Consider the following 20,726-nt stretch of genomic DNA (forward strand, 5'->3'; position numbering starts at 1 on the left):
TTTCTTACTCCGCTGCTATCGCGCTTGAACGGCCCGATTTCTGGGCCTTGATGCGATCTTCGATTTCGTCGCGGAAGTTGCGGATCAAGCCCTGGATCGGCCAGGCCGCTGCATCACCAAGGGCGCAGATCGTGTGGCCTTCGACCTGTTTGGTCACGTCAAACAGCATGTCGATCTCTTCCAGCTCGGCCTCGCCGCGCACCAGACGGTCCATCACGCGCATCATCCAGCCCGTGCCTTCGCGACAGGGCGTACACTGCCCGCAGCTTTCGTGTTTGTAGAATTTCGAAAGGCGCCAGATCGCCTTGATGATGTCTGTGGATTTGTCCATCACGATCACCGCCGCCGTTCCAAGGCCCGAGCCCAGATCGTTGCGCAGGTGGTCGAAATCCATGATCGCATCGCGCATGTTCTCACCGCGCACGCAAGGAACCGATGAGCCACCCGGGATTACCGCCAACAGATTGTCCCAACCGCCGCGAATGCCGCCACAATGGGTTTCGATCAGCTGCTCAAACGGGATCGACATCGCCTCTTCGACCACACAGGGGGTGTTTACATGGCCCGAGATTGCGAACAGCTTGGTGCCTGCGTTATTTTGACGGCCAAAGCCCGCAAACCAGTCCGCGCCCCGGCGTAGGATGGTGGGCACAACGGCTATGGATTCCACGTTGTTCACTGTGGTCGGACACCCGTAAAGGCCAGCGCCCGCCGGGAACGGAGGTTTCATCCGCGGCATGCCCTTTTTGCCCTCAAGGCTTTCCAGCAGAGCCGTTTCCTCGCCGCAGATATAGGCCCCGGCCCCGTGATGCAGGAACAGATCGAAATCCCAGCCCGAACCAGCGGCGTTCTTGCCCAACAGCCCGGCGTCGTAAGCCTCGTCAATCGCGGCCTGCAGAGCCTCACGCTCGCGAATGTATTCGCCGCGCAGGTAGATGTAGCAGGTATGTGCATTCATCGCGAAGGATGCGATCAGGCAGCCTTCGATCAGCGTGTGCGGATCGTGGCGCATGATCTCACGGTCCTTGCAGGTGCCTGGCTCGGATTCGTCCGCGTTCACAACCAGATAGGCCGGGCGACCATCGCTTTCCTTGGGCATGAAGGACCACTTCAAACCGGTCGGGAAACCCGCGCCACCGCGCCCTCGCAAACCGGAATCCTTCATCGTCTGAATAATCCAGTCACGGCCCTTTTCGATCAATCCAGCCGTACCATCCCAATGCCCGCGAGCTTGCGCGCCCTTAAGCGTACGCTCATGCATCCCGTAGATGTTGGTAAAGATCCGGTCCTGATCCTTCAGCATCGCGTGTTACCTTCGGCTTTCCTGACGCATGCGCCAGAGTTGAAATATGTTGACGCCCGCATAGATGAACCCGGCCAATGCGGCGAGGTCAAAAAACAATGCGTGGCGCGTCGTCAGCCCCAAAGCGGGACCGATGAACAGGTTCATGGCAAGCCAGATCGCCATCGTCACAGCAATGACGATGCCAATATGTCGGCCCTTGCGGGCGATGGCCTGTTCCTTATCCGCGTCCATCTCAGTCTTCGTACTTACCGTCTTTCTTGGCGCGCTTGGCAAACTCGGTCTCTTCTCCCGCTGCCAGCTTAGCCGCCTGTGCGATCCATCCATCGCGCTCGATCCGGCCTTTGAACTTCAACCGTGTATCGACCCAAGCCACATGCTCGGGCGTCCAGGCGGCGATCTGGTCGAAATGGTAAAAACCCAGCTCGTTCAGCGTCTGCTCCAGTTTCGGGCCGACGCCTTTCAGCATTTTCAGGTCATCGGCCTTGCCATCCCGCGCGTCAGTCAGCGTCTCAGGTTGCGCTTCCTTGGCGACCTTCGCCTCCTCCGCCTGCTTCGCAGCGGGTTTGGCCGGTTTCGGCGCTTTGGGCGGTTTCGGGGCCGACTTGGTCGCCGCGGCCTTACCATCCTTGCCCAGCCAAGGGGTCAGGATCGGAACCTCGGTCCCGTCGATGCGCTTGACCGTATCGCCCAGATCGGTCGCCAAGGCCACGCTGGCATTGTACTGCGGTTTGCCTGCGTCATGGTCCGTCAGGCTGGTCAGCCCGCCCAGCGGTTCGGCTGCGTAACGCCCGTTCTGAGGGCCCGGTGTTGGCACTTTGCCCGCGGCCAGATCGTCGATGATCTTACCGAAGCTTTCAGCTGTCAGGTCTTCATAATAATCCTTGCCGATCTGCGCCATCGGCGCATTGGCGCAGGACCCAAGGCATTCGACTTCTTCCCAGCTCAGTTTACCATCGGCAGACAATTCATGCGGCTTGGCGGCGATCTTGTCCTTGCAGACCGCAATCAGATCCTCGGCCCCGCAAATCATGCAGGAGGTCGTGCCACAGACCTGAATATGCGCCACCGATCCAACCGGCTGCAGTTGGAACATGAAGTAGAAAGAGGCAACCTCGAGCACGCGGATATAGGCCATGCCCAGCATGTCAGCGACGGATTCAATCGCCGGACGGCTCAGCCATCCCTCCTGCTCCTGAGCGCGCCACAGCAGCGGGATCACCGCACTGGCCTGACGACCCTCGGGGTACTTGGTAACCTGCGCTTCGGCCCATTGCTGGTTGGCAGAGGTGAAGGCAAAGCTTTCAGGTTGTTCGGGGTGAAGACGGCGGAGCATTACATAGCCCTCATTCGAAAGGGTTTTTGTAGAGCGGCACAAGACCGATTTATCAAAAATACATGTTTCATCTGCTTATTGCCCCAATCCACCCAATTGCCTCAGTTCAACGAAGGCAAATACAATGAAAGCGACTCCGCTCACGAAACCGACTAGATTCACAAATGCCCACCCGAGATTTCCTCGCGAAAGAGTTACGAACCCAGCGATGGGGCAAATAACTATGCACATAGCAGCCGCGAAGAGCAATAAATTGAACATTAACGATCAATCTCCCCAAACACGACGTCCATCGTGCCGATAATCGCGGCGACATCCGCCAGTTGGTGTCCTCCGGCAACGTGGTCCATCGCCTGCAAATGCAAGAACCCCGGTGCGCGCAGTTTGGCCCTGTAAGGTTTGTTGGTGCCGTCGGCGACCAGATAAACACCGAACTCACCCTTGGGGGCCTCGACAGCGGCGTAGACCTCGCCTGCGGGGACGTGGAACCCTTCGGTGTAGAGCTTGAAGTGATGGATCAGGCTTTCCATCGAGGTCTTCATGTCGGACCGTTTTGGCGGGGTGATCTTGCCGCGCGCCAGAACGTCGCCGGGACAGTCGCGGATTTTGGCGATGGCTTGACGGATGATCAGCAGCGACTGGCGCATTTCCTCCATGCGGCAGAGATAACGGTCGTAGCAATCGCCATTCTTGCCGACGGGGATCTGGAACTCGAACTCGTCATAGCATTCATAGGGCTGCGCGCGCCGCAGGTCCCATGCCAAACCTGACCCACGGACCATGACACCCGAAAAGCCGTATTTCTGGATGTCATCCTCGGTCACAACGCCAATATCGGCGTTGCGCTGTTTGAAGATGCGGTTTTCGGTCAGCAACCCGTCAATGTCATCAAGAACGGCGGGGAATTCGTGGCTCCACGCCTCGATATCGTCCAGCAGTTCCGGCGGCAGGTCCTGATGAACGCCACCGGGGCGGAAATAGGCGGCGTGCAGGCGGGCACCGCAGGCACGCTCATAGAACACCATCAGCTTTTCGCGCTCTTCAAAGCCCCACAGCGGCGGGGTCAGCGCGCCAACGTCCATCGCCTGCGTGGTCACGTTCAGCAGGTGGTTCAGGATGCGCCCGATCTCGGAGTACAAAACCCGGATCAGAGAGCCACGGCGCGGCACTTCCACACCAGTCAGCTTTTCAATCGCCAGACACCAGGCATGTTCCTGATTCATCGGCGCCACGTAATCCAGACGATCGAAATACGGCAGGTTCTGCAGATAGGTCCGGCTTTCCATCAGCTTTTCCGTACCACGGTGCAGCAGGCCGATATGCGGGTCACAACGCTCGACGATTTCACCGTCAAGTTCGAGCACCAAACGCAAAACCCCGTGCGCCGCAGGGTGTTGCGGGCCGAAGTTGATGTTGAAATTGCGGATCTTCTGTTCTCCGCTCAGCGCATCCGAGCTGCCGTCATCATATCTTGAGCCGTCCATCAACGCCCCCGTCGTTTCTTTGCCTCAGCCCGAACCCGGACCTTTTTCGCCTCAACGGCTTTGGCTGCAGCACCGGCCAGAAGAACGCCCAGCGCCCCTAGTGCGATCAGTTCCCCCAACATCATCTCAGCGGCGCTCCATTTCCTGTAGCTTGATCCCGACCCACCACAGAAGGGCAATCGTACCAAACGGGATCAGACACAAAAGGCACCAGACCTTGTTGATCCCAAAAAACGGCAAGATCTTCACCATCGGGATGATGGTCAGTGCCGATAAGATCAGCCACCAGATACCCCCCATCATTCGGTCTCCTGTTTCTCATCACCCGGCAGGATGTAGTTTGCACCTTCCCACGGGGACATGAAATCGAATTGACGGTATTCCTGCACCAGAGACACGGGCTCATAGACCACACGCTTTTGCGCTTCGTCATAGCGCACTTCGGTATAGCCCGTGGTCGGGAAATCCTTGCGCAACGGATAGCCGCGAAAGCCATAATCCGTCAGGATGCGCCGCAAGTCCGGATGGCCTGAGAACAGGATGCCAAACATGTCAAACACCTCACGCTCGAACCAATTGGCCGAGGGGTGTACATCGACAATCGAGGGCACCATGTCTTCTTCACGGATCGAGACCCGCAGGCGGATGCGCTGGTTCTGGTACATCGACAGGAAATGATAGACCACGTCGAACCGTTTGGCCCGTTCGGGGTAATCAACGCCGGTGATATCCACCAAGGTCGAGAATTGACAGGACCGGTCGCTTTTCAGGAATTCAATGAATTCGACAAGGTTCGACAGGGCAACATCGACGTTCAATTCGCCATGGGTCACATCCCAGGACAGGACACAATCCGAGCGTTTCAGTTCAAGCTGCGTGCCGAGTTCTTTGAGTACTTCGCTCATCTGCCCCTACCTCAGCGTACAATCGTGCCGGTGCGGCGGATTTTACGTTGCAGCTGCATCAGACCATAGAGCAGCGCCTCGGCGGTCGGAGGGCAGCCGGGCACGTAGATGTCCACCGGGACGATCCGGTCACAGCCGCGCACGACGGAATAGGAATAGTGATAATACCCGCCGCCGTTGGCGCAGGACCCCATTGAGATCACATAGCGCGGCTCGGGCATTTGATCGTAAACCTTGCGCAGCGCCGGAGCCATCTTGTTGGTCAGCGTCCCGGCCACGATCATCACATCGGACTGACGCGGAGAGGCGCGCGGTGCGATGCCGAACCGTTCCGCATCATAGCGCGGCATTGAGGTATGCATCATTTCGACCGCGCAGCAGGCCAGACCAAAGGTCATCCAATGCAAGCTGCCAGTGCGCGCCCAGTTGATGATGTCCTCGGTCGAGGTCAGCAGAAAGCCTTTGTCCTGAAGCTCGGCATTCAGGGCCTGAGTGGCGACTTCCTTGTCGACACCAGCGGTGTTTGCACCCGTCATCACTCCCATTCCAGGGCCCCTTTCTTCCATTCATAGGCAAAGCCGATGGTCAGAACGCCCAGGAATACCATCATGGACCAGAAACCCACATCGCTGATGTCCTTGAAGCCAACGGCCCAGGGGAACAGGAAGGCGATTTCCAGATCGAAGATGATGAAGAGAATCGCGACCAGATAGAATCGGACATCGAATTTCATCCGCGCATCATCAAATGCGTTGAAGCCACATTCATATGCGCTGACTTTTTCCGGGTCGGGATTGCGGACGGCCAAAACGACAGCCGCCAGAATCAGTACTATTCCAAGGCCTACGGCCACGGCCAGAAACACCAGGATCGGGAGATATTCCCGCAACAGCTCTTCCAAGAGTAGCTCCTTTCCTGCGCGATCCATATCGAGCGCGCGGTCAATTGGCGAGTTGACTGGACATTCTCTATCTCTGCAGGGTCAGAGGGTCAACCGATCACAAGCGCGCAGGTCATCAACCTTGAACTTGACAAACACCCAAAGGCGCTCGCGTGTTCAGCACCCAACCGCGCTCGGAATCAGAGTTAAACTTTGTTGTTCCACTTGGGCTTACGTTTCTCAAAGAAAGCTTTGATGCCCTCATGCGCTTCTTCTGTTTCCCAGCGAGAAACCAGCGCATTAATCGTGTGGTCAATCACCTGATCGTCAATCTGAGGCCCAAGGTCCTGAACCAGCGCCTTGGCCGAGGCAACCGCCCCCGGTGCGCAATTCAGATAGGGAAGAACTTCGTCCTCAATGGCCTGATCCAACCCGTCTGCCGTGACGGTTTTGGCCAAAAGCCCTAGCGTCACGGCCTCGGCCGCATCAAACAGACGCGCTGACATGAAAACCCGGCGGGCCTTGGCTGCCCCCATACGTGCGATCACATAAGGCCCAATCGTCGCCGGGATCAGGCCCAGCTTTGTCTCGGTCAGGCCCATTTTCAGGGTTTCAACACCAATTGCCACATCACAGACAGCGACCAGACCCACACCTCCGCCGAACGCATTGCCCTGCAACGCACCGATCAAGGGTTTCGGCATCGTGTTGAGCGCTTGCAGCATTTCCGCAAGCTTTCGTGCTTCGACGAAACGCGTGGCCGGATCGGCTGCCATCTGATCCTGCATCCAACCCAAATCCCCTCCAGCGCAAAAGGATTTGCCCGTCGCGGTCAGCACGACAACCCGAACAGAGGGGTCATGTTCTAGATCCTGCGCTGCGCGCGTAAGTTCGGCGATCATCATGGCCGACATCGCGTTGTGTTTTTCCGGACGGTTTAGGCACAGGGTCGCAACGCCGCGTGCATCTGTGGCGACAGAGATCGTTTCGTACATCTTAGCCCCTCATGGCACGCGCCATCTGCGCGGCTTTATCCAACACTGTGGCATCCAGGCCGGTGGCATATCCCAACCGTTCCAGATGCGCCGCAACGGCTTCTGTCGCGACATTGCCCGCCGCACCAGGGGCGTAGGGGCAACCTCCAAGGCCACCAACGGCGGCATCGAACACACGGATACCCAGTGAAAGCGAGGCATCGATATTGTCCAATGCCCGGCCATTCGTGTCATGAAAATGCCCAGCCAGCCGGGTTACGGGGACACGTTCGCGCACCGCCATCAGCATCCGCGCAATCTTGTCTGGCGTCCCCTGCCCGATTGTATCGCCTAAAGACACCTCATAGCAGCCGTGAGAGAACAAAAGATCCGCGACCTCGGCCACTTTTTCGGGCGGTGTCGGCCCATCATACGGGCAGTCGGTCACGCAAGAGACATAGCCGCGCACTGGCAGGTCGATGTGCCGCGCGGCGTCCAGGATCGGTGTGAACCGTTCAATCGACTCGGCAATGGTGGCGTTGATATTGGCTTTCGAGAATCCCTCGGAAGCCGAAGCAAAAACCGAGATCTCATCTGCTTTGGCCGCCAAAGCATCTTCATACCCCCGCATATTGGGGGTCAGGGCTGCATATCGTACACCCTTTGCGCGCGTTATTCCGGCCAGAACCTCGGCGCTGGCTGCCATCTGGGGAACCCATTTGGGTGAGACAAAGCTTGCCACTTCGATTCGGCTGAACCCGGCATTCGACAGGCAATCAACAAGCGCAATCTTCTCGGACACCGGAATGTCGCGCGTTTCGTTCTGCAACCCGTCCCGCGGCCCGACTTCAAAAATTTCTACGCGTTCGCCCATGCCTCATCTCCCTTTGATGTCCAAACTGATCGTGACACATGCCCAGACCTTCGAACAGCCTAGCTGTCCTCCAACCGAACCAACGCGGCTCCGGCTTCAACCTGCGCGCCGTCCTTGGCCAGAACCTCAGCGACAACACCATCCCGAGCAGCGAGTAGGGAATGTTCCATCTTCATCGCCTCCAGCACCGCCAAACGGTCGCCCTCCTTGACGGTTTGACCGACCACCGCAAAGACCGCTTTGACAAGCCCCGGCATTGGCGCCTCGATCAGGTTGGTATCCCCAGCCGCGCTGGCCTCGCGATCCAACGGATCAACCAGGTCAAAACTCTGACCATAATCCTCGAAAACTGTGATCCAGAGACCAGTGACCGCGACGTTAGGCATCGGTTTTCCGTTGATCCGCCAGCGCCCGTCCTGGCGTTGTGTCGTGACGACCGTCTCACCCACCTTCCAGTCCTGCTGCTCGGCGCTGATAACTTGAACATCAAGCTCGATACGATCCTCGCCGGATATCAGCTGAACCGCACGATGCAGAGGCGCCCAAAGCGAGAAACCAGCGTCTGCCTGCGTGTCCACCAGGTTCGAAGCTTGCATGGCTGCCGCCACAAGGGTTTCAGGCCGTGGCGGTACCGCCTGTACCAATTCGTCAAGGTCGCGCCCGATCAGCCCTGTATCAACATCGCCCGACGCAAAGCCAGTATGTCGGGTCAGTGCCCCCAGGAATGACAGGTTTGTCACGGTTCCGGCGACCTCGGTTCCCTGCAACGCACGATGTAACTGCTCAAGCGCAACTGCGCGGGTCGGACCATGCACGATCACCTTTGCGATCATCGGATCATACCACGGGCTGATCGTATCCCCCGCCCTCACGCCACTATCTGCCCGACACCCTTGCGGAAAGCACAGATGGGTCAGGGTACCTGTTGCTGGCAAGAACCCCTTGGGCACATCTTCGGCATAGAGCCGCGCCTCGAACGCATGCCCGTTGATCGACAGGTCATTCTGCTGCTTCGGCAGGCTTTCACCCGCTGCAACGCGAAGCTGCCATTCGACCAGATCGACACCCGTGATCGCCTCGGTCACCGGATGCTCAACCTGTAGGCGCGTGTTCATTTCCATGAACCAGAACCGATCCGGGCGCAGCCCGTCGGACGCGTCGACGATGAACTCAATCGTCCCGGCACCTTTGTAGCCAATCGCCTCAGCCGCACGGACACCTGCCTGCCCCATGGCCTCGCGCATTTCAGCGGTCATGCCGGGGGCCGGAGCCTCTTCGATCACTTTCTGATGTCGCCGCTGAAGCGAGCAATCCCGTTCGAACAGATGAACTGCATGTGTGCCGTCGCCAAACACCTGCACCTCGATATGGCGGGGCTTGGCGACAAATTTCTCAACCAATACAACATCATTGCCGAAGGCTGTTCTGGCCTCACCTCGCGCGCTGTCCAAGGCAGATGCGAAATCCTCGGGTCGTTCAACTAGCCGCATCCCTTTGCCGCCGCCACCCGCCACGGCCTTGATCAGCACCGGATAGCCTATTGTGTCGGCCGCCCCGGCCAAATGCTCGGGATCCTGATTGTCGCCATGATAGCCGGGAACTACGGGCACGCCCGCCTGTTCCATCAACGCCTTGGCAGCGTCCTTGAGGCCCATCTTGCGGATCGCATCCGCTGATGGACCAATAAAGGTCAAACCGGCCGCCTCAACCGCATCCACGAAATCGGGATTTTCGGACAAAAACCCATACCCCGGATGGATCGCCTGAGCGCCAGTGTTAAGCGCGGCCCGAATGATCTCATCGCCTTTCAGGTAACTCTCCGCCGGGGCTGCACCGCCAATATGAACGGCCTCATCCGCCATCTGCACATGCTTGGCCGAGGCATCCGCATCGGAATACACAGCAACACAGGACACACCCATTTTCTGAGCCGTTTCCATGACCCGACAGGCGATCTCGCCCCGGTTGGCAATCAGGATTTTGTTGAACATGGCTTACCCCTCAGCCGCCAGATCTTCGACAAGACGAAATCGCTCGCAGACCAACTCCATCTCAGGATTGAAGCCGCCATTACGCTCGAAATAGCGTCGGTGATCATCGCGCCACCCCGCAAGCGTTTCATTCTCGCCCTCGGCTAGTGCAAACTCCTCAGTCACATCGCAATAACGACAGATCGTAACTTCGATCGTTTCGATCACCAGGGCCGGGTGATCATCCCAGTTCAAAGCAATATCGCGCCGCCCAACCACGGGCATGTCAGGAGAGCCTTCGGGGTAGTTCCGCAATGCATCGCAGGTCGCCGTTTTCTTTCCTGCACGCACAAGGGCCAGCAGCTCAGTACTCAACATGGCGTTGTCCCCAAACTTGAAGGTCTGGGCGCCGGGGTAGCGTTCCATCAGTTTTTTAAGAGTTCCCACCATAACCTACCACCAAGACCCGTTTTTTTCGTCCTGCAAATGCATGCGCACATAATTTGGCAGTGGCCAAGCATCCCGGTCCATGTCGCTGATCTTGCCCAAATGACCATCACGATAGGCGTGACAATAAAGCTCAGGATGGATCGTGATTTCAATCTCAGCCAAAGCACGTTCTACCTTGCTCTTTGTGCGATCAATTTCGTCAGCCAATTTTGCCTCATCGCTTTTGCCTGCAAGGATCCGAGGTAGCAGATTGTCGCCAATCACTCTTTTCCCGACAGACATGGCTGCGGCCAGAACCAGATTGCCAACAAGTCCACCGACAATATCAACGGCAGAGTTAAAGCCAAAACTCCAACTCAACCATCCACGCTTCCCCTTCTTTTCGGCCAGTTCAGCCCGCATCCGGTCGAATTCACGCGCAAAAACCTCGCGAAACTCGCGGGCGAACCGCGTACGGCCAAAGTCATCTCTTCCGGCGAAAATCCGAATAACCGGTCGCACGAAGTACCCACCGTTTGATCGATCAACAAATTCCTCGAAGTCAAAAAGGAAAAAGTAATCTTCTGGATCGCGGGAGTTGTGAATTAAATATACGGATATCTCGGCGCGCGTCGACAAATCGGGAACTCTGAGCTCTGGGATCGAATCCAGCAATCGTTTCTTCAGATCCATGGCTCACATCCTGAACACGCCGAAGCGCGTCTCCTCTATCGGGGCATTCAGCGCAGCGCTGAGCGACAAGGCCAGCACATCGCGGCTTTTGCGCGGATCAATGATACCGTCATCCCAGAGCCGGGCCGAGGCGTAGAGCGGATGCGACTGTTCCTCGAACATCTGTAGTGTCGGACGTTTGAAATCGGCTTCTTCCTCGGCGGACCACGTGCCGCCCTGCCGTTCGATTCCGTCGCGTTTGACGGTAGCCAGAACGCCTGCGGCCTGTTCGCCCCCCATCACCGAAATACGCGAGTTCGGCCAGGTCCACAAAAACCGAGGCTGGTAGGCGCGACCCGCCATGCCGTAATTCCCAGCGCCAAAAGAACCGCCAACAAGCATCGTGATCTTGGGCACCGAGGTCGTCGCCACCGCCGTCACCATCTTGGCCCCGTGCCGCGCGATGCCTTCGTTTTCGTATTTGCGACCAACCATAAAGCCGGTGATGTTTTGCAGGAAAACCAATGGCGTTTTGCGCTGTGAGCATAGCTCGACAAAATGCGCGCCTTTCTGCGCGGCCTCCGAGAATAGCACGCCGTTGTTGGCGATGATCCCGACCGGGCAGCCTTTGACATGGGCAAAGCCGGTCACCAATGTTTCACCAAACCGTGGTTTGAACTCATCGAACCTGGAGCCATCGACCAGCCGCGCAATCACCTCGCGGATATCATACGGCGTGCGCAGGTCGGCGGGCACGACGCCAAGGATTTCCTCGGGGTCATACGCAGGTTCCTCAACAGCCTCAAACTGTAGGCCGGGTTTCAGCCCGGCACCGCCCAAAGACCCCACGGCTCGCCGAGCCAAGGCCAAAGCATGCGCATCATCCTCGGCCAGATAGTCCGCAACGCCAGACAGGCGCGTATGTACATCGCCACCGCCGAGGTCTTCGGCGCTGACGACCTCGCCTGTTGCGGCCTTAACCAGAGGCGGCCCAGCCAGAAAGATGGTCCCTTGTTCCTTCACGATGATCGTCACATCCGACATTGCAGGTACATAGGCACCACCGGCCGTGCACGAGCCCATCACCACAGCGATCTGAGCGATCCCCTTGGCGCTCATGCGTGCCTGATTGTAAAAGATGCGCCCGAAATGATCGCGGTCGGGGAAGACCTCGTCCTGATTGGGCAGGTTCGCGCCACCGCTATCGACCAGGTAGATACAGGGCAGATGGTTTTCCTCGGCAATCTCCTGCGCGCGCAGGTGCTTCTTGACGGTAAGCGGATAGTAGGTTCCGCCCTTCACGGTGGCGTCGTTGCAAACCACCATGACCTCTCGCCCCTGTACCCGGCCAATGCCTGCGATCACACCGGCACAGGGCGCGGCATCGCCATACATCCCATGCGCCGCCGTCGCGCCGATTTCAAGGAATGGAGAGCCCGGATCGAGAAGGTTCGCAACCCTGCGTCGGGGGAGCATCTTGCCCCGAGATTCATGCCGCGCGCGGGATTTCTCACCCCCTCCGATACGGGCCGCTTCAGCAGCTTCGGATATCTGTGCCAGCGCGTCGAGATGGGCTGCGAGGTTTGCTTTAAATACCTCAGAGGTCGGAACTGCTTTGCTTACTAACTTCACTGACTTTCTTTCCTCTTTTCCAACCAATCCGCCAAAGATATTGCGCCAAGATAGCGCCCCATCGAAACAAACGCGGCACATTCTGTTCCAGAGTCTGAATTCTCGCACTGAGTATCTGCGTTCGTCGAGTTCAGCATATCCATTCGGTTCTCAAAGAACTGTTTCTGCGGAGATGGAGCATCTAGACTATCCGGAAGGCTATCCATGATATCCTTTGATAGGTTTTCGTAAGTCGTCGCCAGAGTTCCAAAACACGAAGGACTGTCGACAGCATAACGGCAATACCCAAGAATGATCGCCATACACTCTTGCCTCTTCCCAGCCCGATCCAATTGATCTCGTAAACTTAAGAAGCAACGCTGTGTCCATTCGAACGGGTCGTTCTCGTCGGCTAACGCAGGGAGAGGTGCTCCTAGCTGAGAACCGATCAAAGCTGCCGTTAACAATAGAGTATTCTTCATTTATGAATCTCCCCCACTGCCCGCGCCTTCAATTCCTTCCGGATCACCTTGCCCGTCACCGTCATCGGCAACTCCTCCAAAAACGCCACCTCTCGCGGGTAGGAATACTGCGACAGCCGGTCCTTGACCCACTCCTGCAACTCCGCGCTTGTGGCCTCGGCCCCAGGTTTCAACACCACATAGGCCTTCACGATCTCGGTCCGCAGCGGGTCGGGCTTGCCGACCACGCCCACGGTTGCCACGGCTGGGTGGGTCAGCAGGCAATCCTCGATCTCCGCCGGGCCGATGCGATATCCGGCTGAGGTAATCACGTCGTCATCGCGGCCCACGAAGCGCAGATAGTCGCCCTGCCACACGCCGCGATCTCCGGTGATGAGCCAGTCGCCTCGGAACTTCTCAGCCGTCGCTTGCGGATTGTTCCAGTATTCCAGCAGCATCGAGGCCGATCCACGGCGGATAGCGACGTCGCCTTCCTCGCTCGTCGGATTGCCATCCTGGTTAATCACCGCCACCTCATGCCCCGGCACGGGCTTGCCGATACAGCCGGGGTTCACCGGAAAGTCCTGCGCGCACGAGGAGACAACCATATTACATTCGGTCTGACCGTAGAATTCATTGATCGTCAGGCCAAAGGCCTGCTTACCCCAGGCGAGCATCTCGGCCCCCAACGGCTCCCCCCCGGACGCGACTGAGCGCAAGCCGGGGATGCTCTGATCCGCTGCTTTCAGCATGCGTAATGCTGTGGGCGGGAAGAACACGTTGCGCACCCCGCAGCGCGCGATCACATCCGCGCAAGCCTCAGCCGAGAACTTATCCAGACGTGCTGCAACCACCGGTATGCCCAGCGCTAGCCCCGGCATCAGCACATCGAACAACCCTCCGATCCAGGCCCAATCCGCAGGCGTCCAGAGGCAGTCCCCGTCGCGCAGATGATTGTGGCTGATTGAAACGCCTGGCAGATGGCCCGTTAGCACCCGATGCCCGTGCAGCGCACCCTTGGGGCTGCCGGTTGTGCCCGACGTATAGATCAGCACCGCCGGATCATCCGGACCAGTCTCAGCAAAGGAAACCGGATCGCCCGGCACCCCTACATCAGACGCGACCAGAGGCTTTGCGATTCCTTCAAGTAGCCCGGCACCCTCGACATCGGTCAGCACAAGGCTGGCGCCCGCATCACTAACACGAGACCGCAAAGCCTCCTGTTTGAACAGCTTGAACAGCGGAACTGAGATCGCACCGATCTTCCAGATCGCCAGATGCGCGGCGGCACACCATGGCGATTGGCTGAGCAAGACACCGACCCGGTCACCTGGCTGCACCTGCTGCTGTAAGGCACGGGCGATCCCGTCGGTCATATGATGCAGCTGTCCATAGGTCACACGCTGTTCGGAAGGGCCGGTCAGATCGATCACGGCCACACGATCATCGGGATGATCCAGACACTGGCGCGCCATGTTCAACCGGTCAGGCAAGTCCCAGCCGCCCTCTGGGCGCAAACCAGGTATGCGCGTAGGGTCAAGCATCTGCTAGACCTCTTTTTTCATTGAATTTTTCCGCCGTACACAGGCAACCAGAACCAAGCGAAACTTGATGCAGATCAGAGCGCGGATGGGCCTTTGCCGCCACACAAGGGGCATCAACAAAACCAAAGGCAAGACCATGATGAAAACGCTCGCCGCATTGACATTCTCGACCGCGCTGTCCGCTTTGGCCGCACCCGCATTTGCCCAATCGCAGGGTGACTGGACCCTTGGCGTAGGTGTGGGATATCTGGACCCGAAATCCGACAACGGAACGCTTGCGGGGCTTAGCGCAGATATCGACGCGGACACCCGCCCGATCTTTACCGCAGAATACTTTATCCGCGACAATCTGGGGATCGAACTTTTGGCCGCAACGCCGTTCAGCCATGACATAACTCTGGGAGGCAGCACCGACGCGGGCAGCGTCAAGCACCTGCCCCCGACCCTGTCGCTGAACTATCACTTCCCGACCAATAGCGCCTGGAAGCCCTATGTCGGTGCCGGTCTGAACTACACGATCTTTTTTGACGAAAGCTCTCCGTTGGGGGATCTCAAGGTCGATAACTCGTTCGGCGTCGCGCTGCAGGCCGGGCTGGACTACCAGGTTACCCAAAACGGTGCGGTCCGACTGAATGTGCGCTGGTTCGACATCGACTCGGACGTGACCTTGGATGGCGCCGATATCGGCACCGCCGAAATCGATCCCTGGCTGGTCGGTGTGTCCTACGTCCATCGGTTCTGATCCAATCCAAAGCGCCCCGCCGACACAAAGTCAGTGGGGCGTTTTCTTCACTGCATCTCGCTCATCAATTCGCGGCCAATCAGCATCCGGCGAATTTCGCTGGTGCCCGCGCCGATCTCCATCAGCTTGGCATCCCGGAAAATCCGACTGACCGGCGCGTCCGACAGGAACCCGGCCCCGCCCATCGCCTGAACCGCCTGATGCGCCTGGGTCATTGCCGCCTCCGAGGCATAGAGACAGCACGCCGCCGCATCCTGACGGGTCACATCCCCACGATCGCAGGCCTTAGCGACCTCGTAGACATAAGCCCGGGCAGAATTCATCGCGGTATACATATCCGCGATCTTGCCCTGCATCAGCTGGAAGCTGCCGATGGGTTTGCCGAATTGTTTGCGCTCGGCCAGATAGGGCATGATCTCATCCAGACAGGCTGCCATGATCCCGGTTCCGATCCCGGCCAGCACGACCCGTTCGTAGTCAAGACCTGACATCAGAACGGCAACGCCCTTGCCTTCTTCGCCTAGAACATTTTCGAACGGTACTTCGACATCTTCAAAGATCAGTTCTGCTGTATTGGACCCACGCATTCCAAGCTTGTCGAAATGGGGCGAGGTCGAAAAACCGGCCATCTCTTTTTCGATCAGAAATGCGGTGATCCCTTTAGAGCCGGCCTCTGGGTCGGTCTTGGCGTAGACGACCAGCGTATCTGCGTCCGGCCCGTTTGTGATCCAGTATTTGTTGCCATTCAGCCGATAGTGATCGTTGCGCTTTTCCGCGCGCAGTTTCATCGAAACCACATCCGAACCTGCCGAAGATTCGGACATCGCCAATGCGCCCACATGCGCCCCAGAGATCAGGCGTGGCAGGTATTTTTGCTTTTGTTCCTCATTGCCGTTCAGCTTGATCTGATTCACACACAGGTTCGAGTGCGCACCATATGACAGCGAAACCGAGGCCGAGGCACGCGCCACTTCCTCTACCGCAATTGTATGAGCCAGATAGGACATTCCGGCCCCGCCATATTCCTCGGGTACCGTTACGCCCAGAAGGCCAAGCTCCCCCATCTCGGACCATAGCTCATTGGGAAAAGCATTGGATGCGTCGATCTCGGCGGCCATCGGCTTGACCCGTTCCTGCGCCCAGCGATGCACCATTTCGCGCAGCGCGTTTACATCTTCGCCGAGATCGAATGTCATTGCCGCCTGGAACATTTGGTCTGCCTCTGCGCTATACTTCAGTAATTGAACACATGTTCATTTATAGCGAGGCGAAGAGTGCCTGTCCAGTTGGAATGCAGTCTAGTGGTTTACGAACTCACCCAAACTGATCCGCCCATCACCATCAGTATCTATTTGCTCCAAAATCTCAGAAGCGCGGGCGGCGCTGTGCATACCAATGGCTGCTCTGCATTCCGCGCTGACTTTGGCTTCGTCTTCACGAAAGCCGAACTCCAACTCAGCCAAAGTCACAAATCCATCCTCGTTGGTATCGGCGGATGTGAAATCGTCAGCCCGGTAGCGTTCGTTTGCCGCTACGACTTCAGACAATGTAATGCGGCCATCGTTGTCAGCATCTGAGAAGCCAATTGCATCATCTGCCAGTTCTTCAGGCGACATTGACCAAACTTTCGCCAGTTCGGTTCCATCACAATCGCTAGGCAAGTTCACCTGCTCGGCCTGTTGCGTCATGTAACTCAGCATTTCAATCCGATCGACGAATCCATCGCCGTTGGTATCCTTGGCACGAAAATTGCCAGCGAAATCGGTTTTTGCAGATGCCCCAGACAGGGATACAGCGACTAAGATAGCGATGGTCAGAACCACCGGGGATGCCGCGATTACACTATTCTTCATGGTCGAAACCTCCTTCGAGTTTGAATGAGGCACTCCATCTTCAGCGATCAATCGGCGCAAAGCCGCGCTCATGGTTTCGCCGCGCGCAGCAACCCGTGCGGCGAACGCGTTTTTTTCCGACAGGCTTAGCCTGACTTCCAGAGATTCCGATTTTTTCTCTTTGGTCATGGTTACGCAATGATATCTGATGGTGTGCTCGCTCAAAGAAGCAAAGACACCTCAATTTGCCAGTATGATGACGTCCGTACGCAAGCGAAATCGTGTCCGGACAACGGAGTTTGCTGTTTTCAGGCCGTCGCCAGATTGTGAATCCGCGCAACTTCTTCCCGAATTATTCGAGCGATCAGATCACAGTCCTGCAAAGAGAACGTAAGAGGGACACGCATATCCAAAATACCCGTAAGGATACGGTCCGATTCCGGCAAACGTTCGCTTTCAACATAGCGCCAGCTGTCATAGCGAGAGGTGAAGCCTGTCGGTTCGGCCCCACCAAACCATTTCAACTCGACCCCCCGTTTTGCGCACCGGCCAATAACCTCGGTGATCCGATCGGGCACCCAGTCCAGAAGCAGGAACTGAATCGACGAACCGACATAGGTTTCTCCCTCTGGCCGATCCACAATTGTCAGCCCCGGTGTTCCGCGCAAGCCGGCTTCGATGGCCCGGTATCTTTCATTCCAACGCCCAACCTGCCGGTCCAGATCGCGCAATTGCGGGCGTAGGATCGCGGCGCGCAGATTATCCATCCGGCCCGAAACATTAGGGGTGGTGTATTTGACGCGCTCGAACACCTCGGGTGATGGTGCGGCCAGATGACGTTCGTACAGCATGTAGGACCCCGACAACATCGTGGCCTTGGCTGCAAGCTCCTCATCATCGGTGATCAGCAGGCCGCCTTCGCCGGAATTGACATGTTTGTAGGTCTGACAGGAATAGCATCCGATTGCGCCCTGACGACCAGACAATTGCCCCCGCCAAGCTGCACCCATCGTGTGTGCGCAGTCTTCGATCACAACCACACCAGCGGCGTCGCACATCTGCATCAGGCGATCCATGTCACACAGATGCCCGCGCATATGGCTGAGCATCAACACCCGCGCCTGATCCAACTTGGCCGCAAGATCGTCCAGATCAATCGTCAGGTTCTCGGACACGCCCACGAATACAGGCTTGGCCCCGACGGACGCAATTGAGCCCGGCACAGGTGCAAGCGTGAAAGCATTTGTCAAAACCGGGTCACCCGGTTGAACACCCACCGCGCGCAAGGCAGTTGCAAGGGCATACCCTCCCGAGGATACAGCCAGACAGTACTTGACCCCCATCTGGGCGGCAAATTCCTGTTCCAACAAGGCTGTTTCGCCCAACTCACCCGGTGTGACGTTATAGCGATGCAGGCGCCCGTGGCGCAGGACGGTCAGCGCGGCCTCGATCGCCTCGTCAGGGATCGGTTCTTGCTGGGTGAAACTGCCGGTGAATGTCTCAGTCATGGCTCAGTTCTGGGGCGCTATCCGCTTCGGGTCAAGAGATCACGCCGCCGCACCGATCAGATCGGTCACGACACTCGGCAGATCGTCAAAATGATGCAGCAATGCCTCAGGCTCCAACGCGGCCATATCATCCCCCGATGGCCCGAACGTAACCAGCACAGACGGCACGCCTGCAGCTTTGGCGGTATTACGGTCTGTGTCAGAGTCCCCGATCAAAACACAAAAATCGGGATGCCCCCCTGCCCGCCGCGCCGCCTCGCGCAGGGGTTCAGGGTCCGGCTTGCGCACCGGCAGGGTATCAGCCCCCACCAGCGCGGCGAACTGATCCCGAACACCCATCTGAGACAAAAGCTGATGGGCCAAACCCTCGGGCTTGTTGGTACAAATCCCAACACCATATCCAGCGCTTTTTAGGGCTTCGACTGCCTCCAGCGCACCTGGATAGAACCGGGTGTGGGTGTCGATATCGCTGGAATAGGCCTCAAGCAATACCGGGTAATAGGCGTTTACGGTTGCCTCATCATAGGCGCCAACCCGTTTCAAGCCATGCGTCAGCATCATCCGACCACCACGCACCGCAACGCCTGCATCCTGTCCGTGAACCAGCACATCCCCATGGCCCATCGCGCGAAAACAATGGTTTGCGGCGGCCAGCAAATCCCCGGATGTATCCGCCAAAGTCCCATCCAGATCGAAGATGACCGTGCGCATCGCGCCTCCTTGCTCGGCAGTTTTCCGCCATACCATGTTGCAATCGGCAATCTTGTTTGATGGCCGTACGGCTTGCGCCTTTGACCTCAGCGGATAAAACGGTCGGCAAGAAAACACAAAGAGAAAACGATTTCATGACCACTGCCCTTGTCATCCTTGCCGCCGGAAAAGGCACCCGGATGAATTCGGATATTCCAAAGGTTCTGCATCCCATCGCCCAGGTTCCGATGCTGATCCACGCCATGCGCGCTGGCTCGGTGCTGTCGCCCGAGCGTACCGTGATCGTCACAGGCCACGGGTCCGAGGCCGTCGCCAAGGTCGCACAGGTCGAGGATGAGACCGCGCAGATCGCTGTGCAGGAGGAACAACTGGGCACCGCCCATGCCGTCGCGCAAGCACGGGATGCGCTAGAGGGTTTCGAAGGTGACGTCGTTGTTCTTTATGGGGACACTCCGTTCTTGAAGCCCGATACGCTGGAACGCATGATCGAAGCGCGGGCGAAAAATGATCTGGTGATCCTGGGCTTTGAGGCCGCAGATCCCGCGCGCTATGGGCGTTTGGTGATGAATGGTGACACGCTGGAGCGGATTGTCGAATTCAAAGAAGCATCAGTTGAAGAACGGGCAATAACATTCTGTAATTCAGGGCTTTTGGCATGCAATTCAGAAACTCTGCTGTCACTGCTTGATGCGGTGAGCAATGACAATGCCGCGGGCGAATACTACCTGACAGATGTGGTTGAAATTGCCCGCGAACGTGACCTAAGCGTCACTGCTGTGGCCTGTGACGAAGCGCAAACACTGGGTGTTAATTCTCGTGCGGATTTGGCAGCGGCGGACGCTGTATTTCAGGCCCAGGCCCGGGCCGAGTTGCTGGATTTGGGCGTCACACTGATGGCGCCGGAAGCGGTTTACCTCGCTGCCGACACGGTCATCGGGCGAGATACGGTGATCGAACCCAACGTGGTCTTTGGCCCCGGTGTAACCGTCGAAAGCGGCGCAACGATCCGGGCCTTCTCGCATCTGGAAGGTTGCCATGTCAGCCGGGGCTCTGTGGTCGGCCCCTATGCCCGCCTGCGCCCCGGTGCAGAACTGGCGGAAAACGCGCGCATCGGCAACTTTGTCGAGATCAAAAACGCCGAGATTGCCGAAGGTGCGAAGGTCAATCACCTCAGCTATATCGGTGACGCTTTGGTCGGGGCCGCAACGAATATCGGCGCGGGCACGATCACTTGCAACTATGACGGCGTAATGAAGCATAAAACCACGATTGGCCAAAATGTCTTTATCGGTTCGAACACCATGCTTGTCGCTCCGGTGACGGTGGGCGACGGGGCGATGACGGCGACCGGCACAGTGGTGACCAAAGATGTCGAAGCCGATGCCTTGGCCGTTGCGCGGGCCAAGCAGGAAAACAAACCCGGCTATGCGCGCAAATTGTTTGATATGTTAAAGGCGAAAAAGGCTCGCCGCGATAAAGAGGCCTGAGTT

The 20,726-nt window shown here is 57.8% G+C and carries 23 protein-coding genes; 2 read left to right on the plus strand and 21 right to left on the minus strand.

Annotated features, from left to right (window positions below; all coding sequences use genetic code 11):
- Window positions 1-4: 4 nt before the first annotated feature.
- From nuoF to AC2FFE_RS02935, 17 genes are all read right to left on the minus strand, one after another.
- Entirely contained in the window at window positions 5-1,303 is a 1,299-nt protein-coding gene (gene nuoF / locus AC2FFE_RS02855) for an NADH-quinone oxidoreductase subunit NuoF (protein WP_496845782.1), read from the minus strand.
- 6 nt (window positions 1,304-1,309) lie between these two features.
- On the minus strand, window positions 1,310-1,537 hold the full coding sequence (locus AC2FFE_RS02860) for a DUF5337 domain-containing protein (RefSeq protein ID WP_480827643.1): 228 nt from the start codon (window positions 1,535-1,537) through the stop codon (window positions 1,310-1,312).
- Between the two features lies 1 nt (window position 1,538).
- Window positions 1,539-2,639, minus strand: a complete 1,101-nt coding sequence (nuoE, locus tag AC2FFE_RS02865) for an NADH-quinone oxidoreductase subunit NuoE (RefSeq protein ID WP_496845783.1) — start codon at window positions 2,637-2,639, stop codon at window positions 1,539-1,541.
- A gap of 260 nt (window positions 2,640-2,899) precedes the next feature.
- Entirely contained in the window at window positions 2,900-4,123 is a 1,224-nt protein-coding gene (locus AC2FFE_RS02870; RefSeq protein WP_496845784.1) for an NADH-quinone oxidoreductase subunit D, read from the minus strand.
- Window positions 4,123-4,248 carry a hypothetical protein gene (locus AC2FFE_RS02875; RefSeq protein WP_496819298.1) on the minus strand — a complete coding sequence of 42 codons (126 nt, stop codon included), beginning with the start codon at window positions 4,246-4,248 and terminating at the stop codon, window positions 4,123-4,125. Before AC2FFE_RS02875 ends, AC2FFE_RS02870 begins: the two co-directional genes overlap by 1 nt.
- 1 nt (window position 4,249) lies before the next feature.
- The gene (locus AC2FFE_RS02880; protein WP_496819299.1) at window positions 4,250-4,426 is read right to left on the minus strand and encodes a hypothetical protein; all 177 of its coding nucleotides are present in this window, start codon (window positions 4,424-4,426) and stop codon (window positions 4,250-4,252) included.
- Window positions 4,423-5,028 carry an NADH-quinone oxidoreductase subunit C gene (locus AC2FFE_RS02885; RefSeq protein WP_496845785.1) on the minus strand — a complete coding sequence of 202 codons (606 nt, stop codon included), beginning with the start codon at window positions 5,026-5,028 and terminating at the stop codon, window positions 4,423-4,425. Before AC2FFE_RS02885 ends, AC2FFE_RS02880 begins: the two co-directional genes overlap by 4 nt.
- Window positions 5,029-5,039: 11 nt before the next feature.
- Complete coding sequence (locus tag AC2FFE_RS02890) at window positions 5,040-5,573, minus strand: NuoB/complex I 20 kDa subunit family protein (RefSeq protein WP_037307875.1); 534 nt, start codon at window positions 5,571-5,573, stop codon at window positions 5,040-5,042.
- Entirely contained in the window at window positions 5,564-5,929 is a 366-nt protein-coding gene (locus AC2FFE_RS02895) for an NADH-quinone oxidoreductase subunit A (RefSeq protein ID WP_170532281.1), read from the minus strand. Before AC2FFE_RS02895 ends, AC2FFE_RS02890 begins: the two co-directional genes overlap by 10 nt.
- 185 nt (window positions 5,930-6,114) lie before the next feature.
- Window positions 6,115-6,903 (minus strand): crotonase/enoyl-CoA hydratase family protein, encoded by a 789-nt coding sequence (locus AC2FFE_RS02900; RefSeq protein WP_496819301.1) that lies wholly within the window; start codon window positions 6,901-6,903, stop codon window positions 6,115-6,117.
- Window position 6,904: 1 nt separating this feature from the next.
- Complete coding sequence (locus AC2FFE_RS02905) at window positions 6,905-7,756, minus strand: hydroxymethylglutaryl-CoA lyase (protein WP_496845786.1); 852 nt, start codon at window positions 7,754-7,756, stop codon at window positions 6,905-6,907.
- 59 nt (window positions 7,757-7,815) lie between these two features.
- Window positions 7,816-9,747 carry an acetyl/propionyl/methylcrotonyl-CoA carboxylase subunit alpha gene (locus AC2FFE_RS02910; RefSeq protein WP_496845787.1) on the minus strand — a complete coding sequence of 644 codons (1,932 nt, stop codon included), beginning with the start codon at window positions 9,745-9,747 and terminating at the stop codon, window positions 7,816-7,818.
- Between the two features lie 3 nt (window positions 9,748-9,750).
- Window positions 9,751-10,176 (minus strand): ASCH domain-containing protein, encoded by a 426-nt coding sequence (locus tag AC2FFE_RS02915; RefSeq protein ID WP_496845788.1) that lies wholly within the window; start codon window positions 10,174-10,176, stop codon window positions 9,751-9,753.
- A 3-nt stretch (window positions 10,177-10,179) separates the two neighbouring features.
- A complete protein-coding gene (locus AC2FFE_RS02920) occupies window positions 10,180-10,794 on the minus strand; it encodes a hypothetical protein (protein ID WP_496845789.1) in 615 nt (204 codons plus the stop codon).
- 57 nt (window positions 10,795-10,851) lie between these two features.
- Window positions 10,852-12,459 carry a carboxyl transferase domain-containing protein gene (locus tag AC2FFE_RS02925; RefSeq protein WP_496845790.1) on the minus strand — a complete coding sequence of 536 codons (1,608 nt, stop codon included), beginning with the start codon at window positions 12,457-12,459 and terminating at the stop codon, window positions 10,852-10,854.
- Window positions 12,456-12,920 carry a hypothetical protein gene (locus AC2FFE_RS02930; RefSeq protein ID WP_496845791.1) on the minus strand — a complete coding sequence of 155 codons (465 nt, stop codon included), beginning with the start codon at window positions 12,918-12,920 and terminating at the stop codon, window positions 12,456-12,458. The genes AC2FFE_RS02925 and AC2FFE_RS02930 overlap by 4 nt, the downstream gene beginning before the upstream one ends.
- Window positions 12,917-14,443, minus strand: coding sequence for an AMP-binding protein (locus AC2FFE_RS02935; RefSeq protein WP_496845792.1), 1,527 nt, complete (start codon window positions 14,441-14,443; stop codon window positions 12,917-12,919). The genes AC2FFE_RS02930 and AC2FFE_RS02935 overlap by 4 nt, the downstream gene beginning before the upstream one ends.
- A 136-nt stretch (window positions 14,444-14,579) precedes the next feature.
- Between AC2FFE_RS02935 and AC2FFE_RS02940 the strand changes: the two genes are divergently transcribed.
- Complete coding sequence (locus AC2FFE_RS02940; protein WP_496845891.1) at window positions 14,580-15,185, plus strand: OmpW/AlkL family protein; 606 nt, start codon at window positions 14,580-14,582, stop codon at window positions 15,183-15,185.
- A gap of 47 nt (window positions 15,186-15,232) precedes the next feature.
- On the opposite strand, the gene AC2FFE_RS02945 is transcribed toward AC2FFE_RS02940, so the two are convergent.
- The 4 genes from AC2FFE_RS02945 to AC2FFE_RS02960 form a co-directional block, all read right to left on the minus strand.
- Window positions 15,233-16,396, minus strand: a complete 1,164-nt coding sequence (locus AC2FFE_RS02945) for an isovaleryl-CoA dehydrogenase (protein WP_496819308.1) — start codon at window positions 16,394-16,396, stop codon at window positions 15,233-15,235.
- Between the two features lie 87 nt (window positions 16,397-16,483).
- Window positions 16,484-17,206: an EF-hand domain-containing protein gene (locus tag AC2FFE_RS02950; protein WP_496819309.1), complete on the minus strand. Its 723-nt coding sequence runs from the start codon at window positions 17,204-17,206 to the stop codon at window positions 16,484-16,486.
- A gap of 119 nt (window positions 17,207-17,325) precedes the next feature.
- Complete coding sequence (locus AC2FFE_RS02955) at window positions 17,326-18,525, minus strand: DegT/DnrJ/EryC1/StrS family aminotransferase (protein ID WP_496819310.1); 1,200 nt, start codon at window positions 18,523-18,525, stop codon at window positions 17,326-17,328.
- Window positions 18,526-18,564: 39 nt separating this feature from the next.
- Window positions 18,565-19,236 (minus strand): HAD-IA family hydrolase, encoded by a 672-nt coding sequence (locus AC2FFE_RS02960; protein ID WP_496845793.1) that lies wholly within the window; start codon window positions 19,234-19,236, stop codon window positions 18,565-18,567.
- A 134-nt stretch (window positions 19,237-19,370) separates the two neighbouring features.
- On the opposite strand from AC2FFE_RS02960, the gene glmU reads away from it, so the two are divergent.
- Entirely contained in the window at window positions 19,371-20,723 is a 1,353-nt protein-coding gene (gene glmU, locus AC2FFE_RS02965) for a bifunctional UDP-N-acetylglucosamine diphosphorylase/glucosamine-1-phosphate N-acetyltransferase GlmU (RefSeq protein ID WP_496845794.1), read from the plus strand.
- Window positions 20,724-20,726: the final 3 nt, after the last annotated feature.

It is taken from the genome of Ruegeria sp. YTSA168 (assembly GCF_059610045.1).

Coding starts and splice junctions, on each gene's coding strand:
- nuoF (WP_496845782.1), bottom strand. CDS start 1,303: ATGCTGAAGGATCAGGACCGGATCTTTACCAACATCTACGGGATGCAT.
- AC2FFE_RS02945 (WP_496819308.1), bottom strand. CDS start 16,396: ATGTTCCAGGCGGCAATGACATTCGATCTCGGCGAAGATGTAAACGCG.
- AC2FFE_RS02905 (WP_496845786.1), bottom strand. CDS start 7,756: ATGGGCGAACGCGTAGAAATTTTTGAAGTCGGGCCGCGGGACGGGTTG.
- nuoE (WP_496845783.1), bottom strand. CDS start 2,639: ATGCTCCGCCGTCTTCACCCCGAACAACCTGAAAGCTTTGCCTTCACC.
- AC2FFE_RS02915 (WP_496845788.1), bottom strand. CDS start 10,176: ATGGTGGGAACTCTTAAAAAACTGATGGAACGCTACCCCGGCGCCCAG.
- AC2FFE_RS02960 (WP_496845793.1), bottom strand. CDS start 19,236: ATGCGCACGGTCATCTTCGATCTGGATGGGACTTTGGCGGATACATCC.
- AC2FFE_RS02950 (WP_496819309.1), bottom strand. CDS start 17,206: ATGACCAAAGAGAAAAAATCGGAATCTCTGGAAGTCAGGCTAAGCCTG.
- AC2FFE_RS02890 (WP_037307875.1), bottom strand. CDS start 5,573: ATGGGAGTGATGACGGGTGCAAACACCGCTGGTGTCGACAAGGAAGTC.
- AC2FFE_RS02860 (WP_480827643.1), bottom strand. CDS start 1,537: ATGGACGCGGATAAGGAACAGGCCATCGCCCGCAAGGGCCGACATATT.
- AC2FFE_RS02870 (WP_496845784.1), bottom strand. CDS start 4,123: ATGGACGGCTCAAGATATGATGACGGCAGCTCGGATGCGCTGAGCGGA.
- AC2FFE_RS02880 (WP_496819299.1), bottom strand. CDS start 4,426: ATGATGGGGGGTATCTGGTGGCTGATCTTATCGGCACTGACCATCATC.
- AC2FFE_RS02875 (WP_496819298.1), bottom strand. CDS start 4,248: ATGATGTTGGGGGAACTGATCGCACTAGGGGCGCTGGGCGTTCTTCTG.
- glmU (WP_496845794.1), top strand. CDS start 19,371: ATGACCACTGCCCTTGTCATCCTTGCCGCCGGAAAAGGCACCCGGATG.
- AC2FFE_RS02955 (WP_496819310.1), bottom strand. CDS start 18,525: ATGACTGAGACATTCACCGGCAGTTTCACCCAGCAAGAACCGATCCCT.
- AC2FFE_RS02935 (WP_496845792.1), bottom strand. CDS start 14,443: ATGCTTGACCCTACGCGCATACCTGGTTTGCGCCCAGAGGGCGGCTGG.
- AC2FFE_RS02940 (WP_496845891.1), top strand. CDS start 14,580: ATGATGAAAACGCTCGCCGCATTGACATTCTCGACCGCGCTGTCCGCT.
- AC2FFE_RS02885 (WP_496845785.1), bottom strand. CDS start 5,028: ATGAGCGAAGTACTCAAAGAACTCGGCACGCAGCTTGAACTGAAACGC.
- AC2FFE_RS02910 (WP_496845787.1), bottom strand. CDS start 9,747: ATGTTCAACAAAATCCTGATTGCCAACCGGGGCGAGATCGCCTGTCGG.
- AC2FFE_RS02930 (WP_496845791.1), bottom strand. CDS start 12,920: ATGAAGAATACTCTATTGTTAACGGCAGCTTTGATCGGTTCTCAGCTA.
- AC2FFE_RS02900 (WP_496819301.1), bottom strand. CDS start 6,903: ATGTACGAAACGATCTCTGTCGCCACAGATGCACGCGGCGTTGCGACC.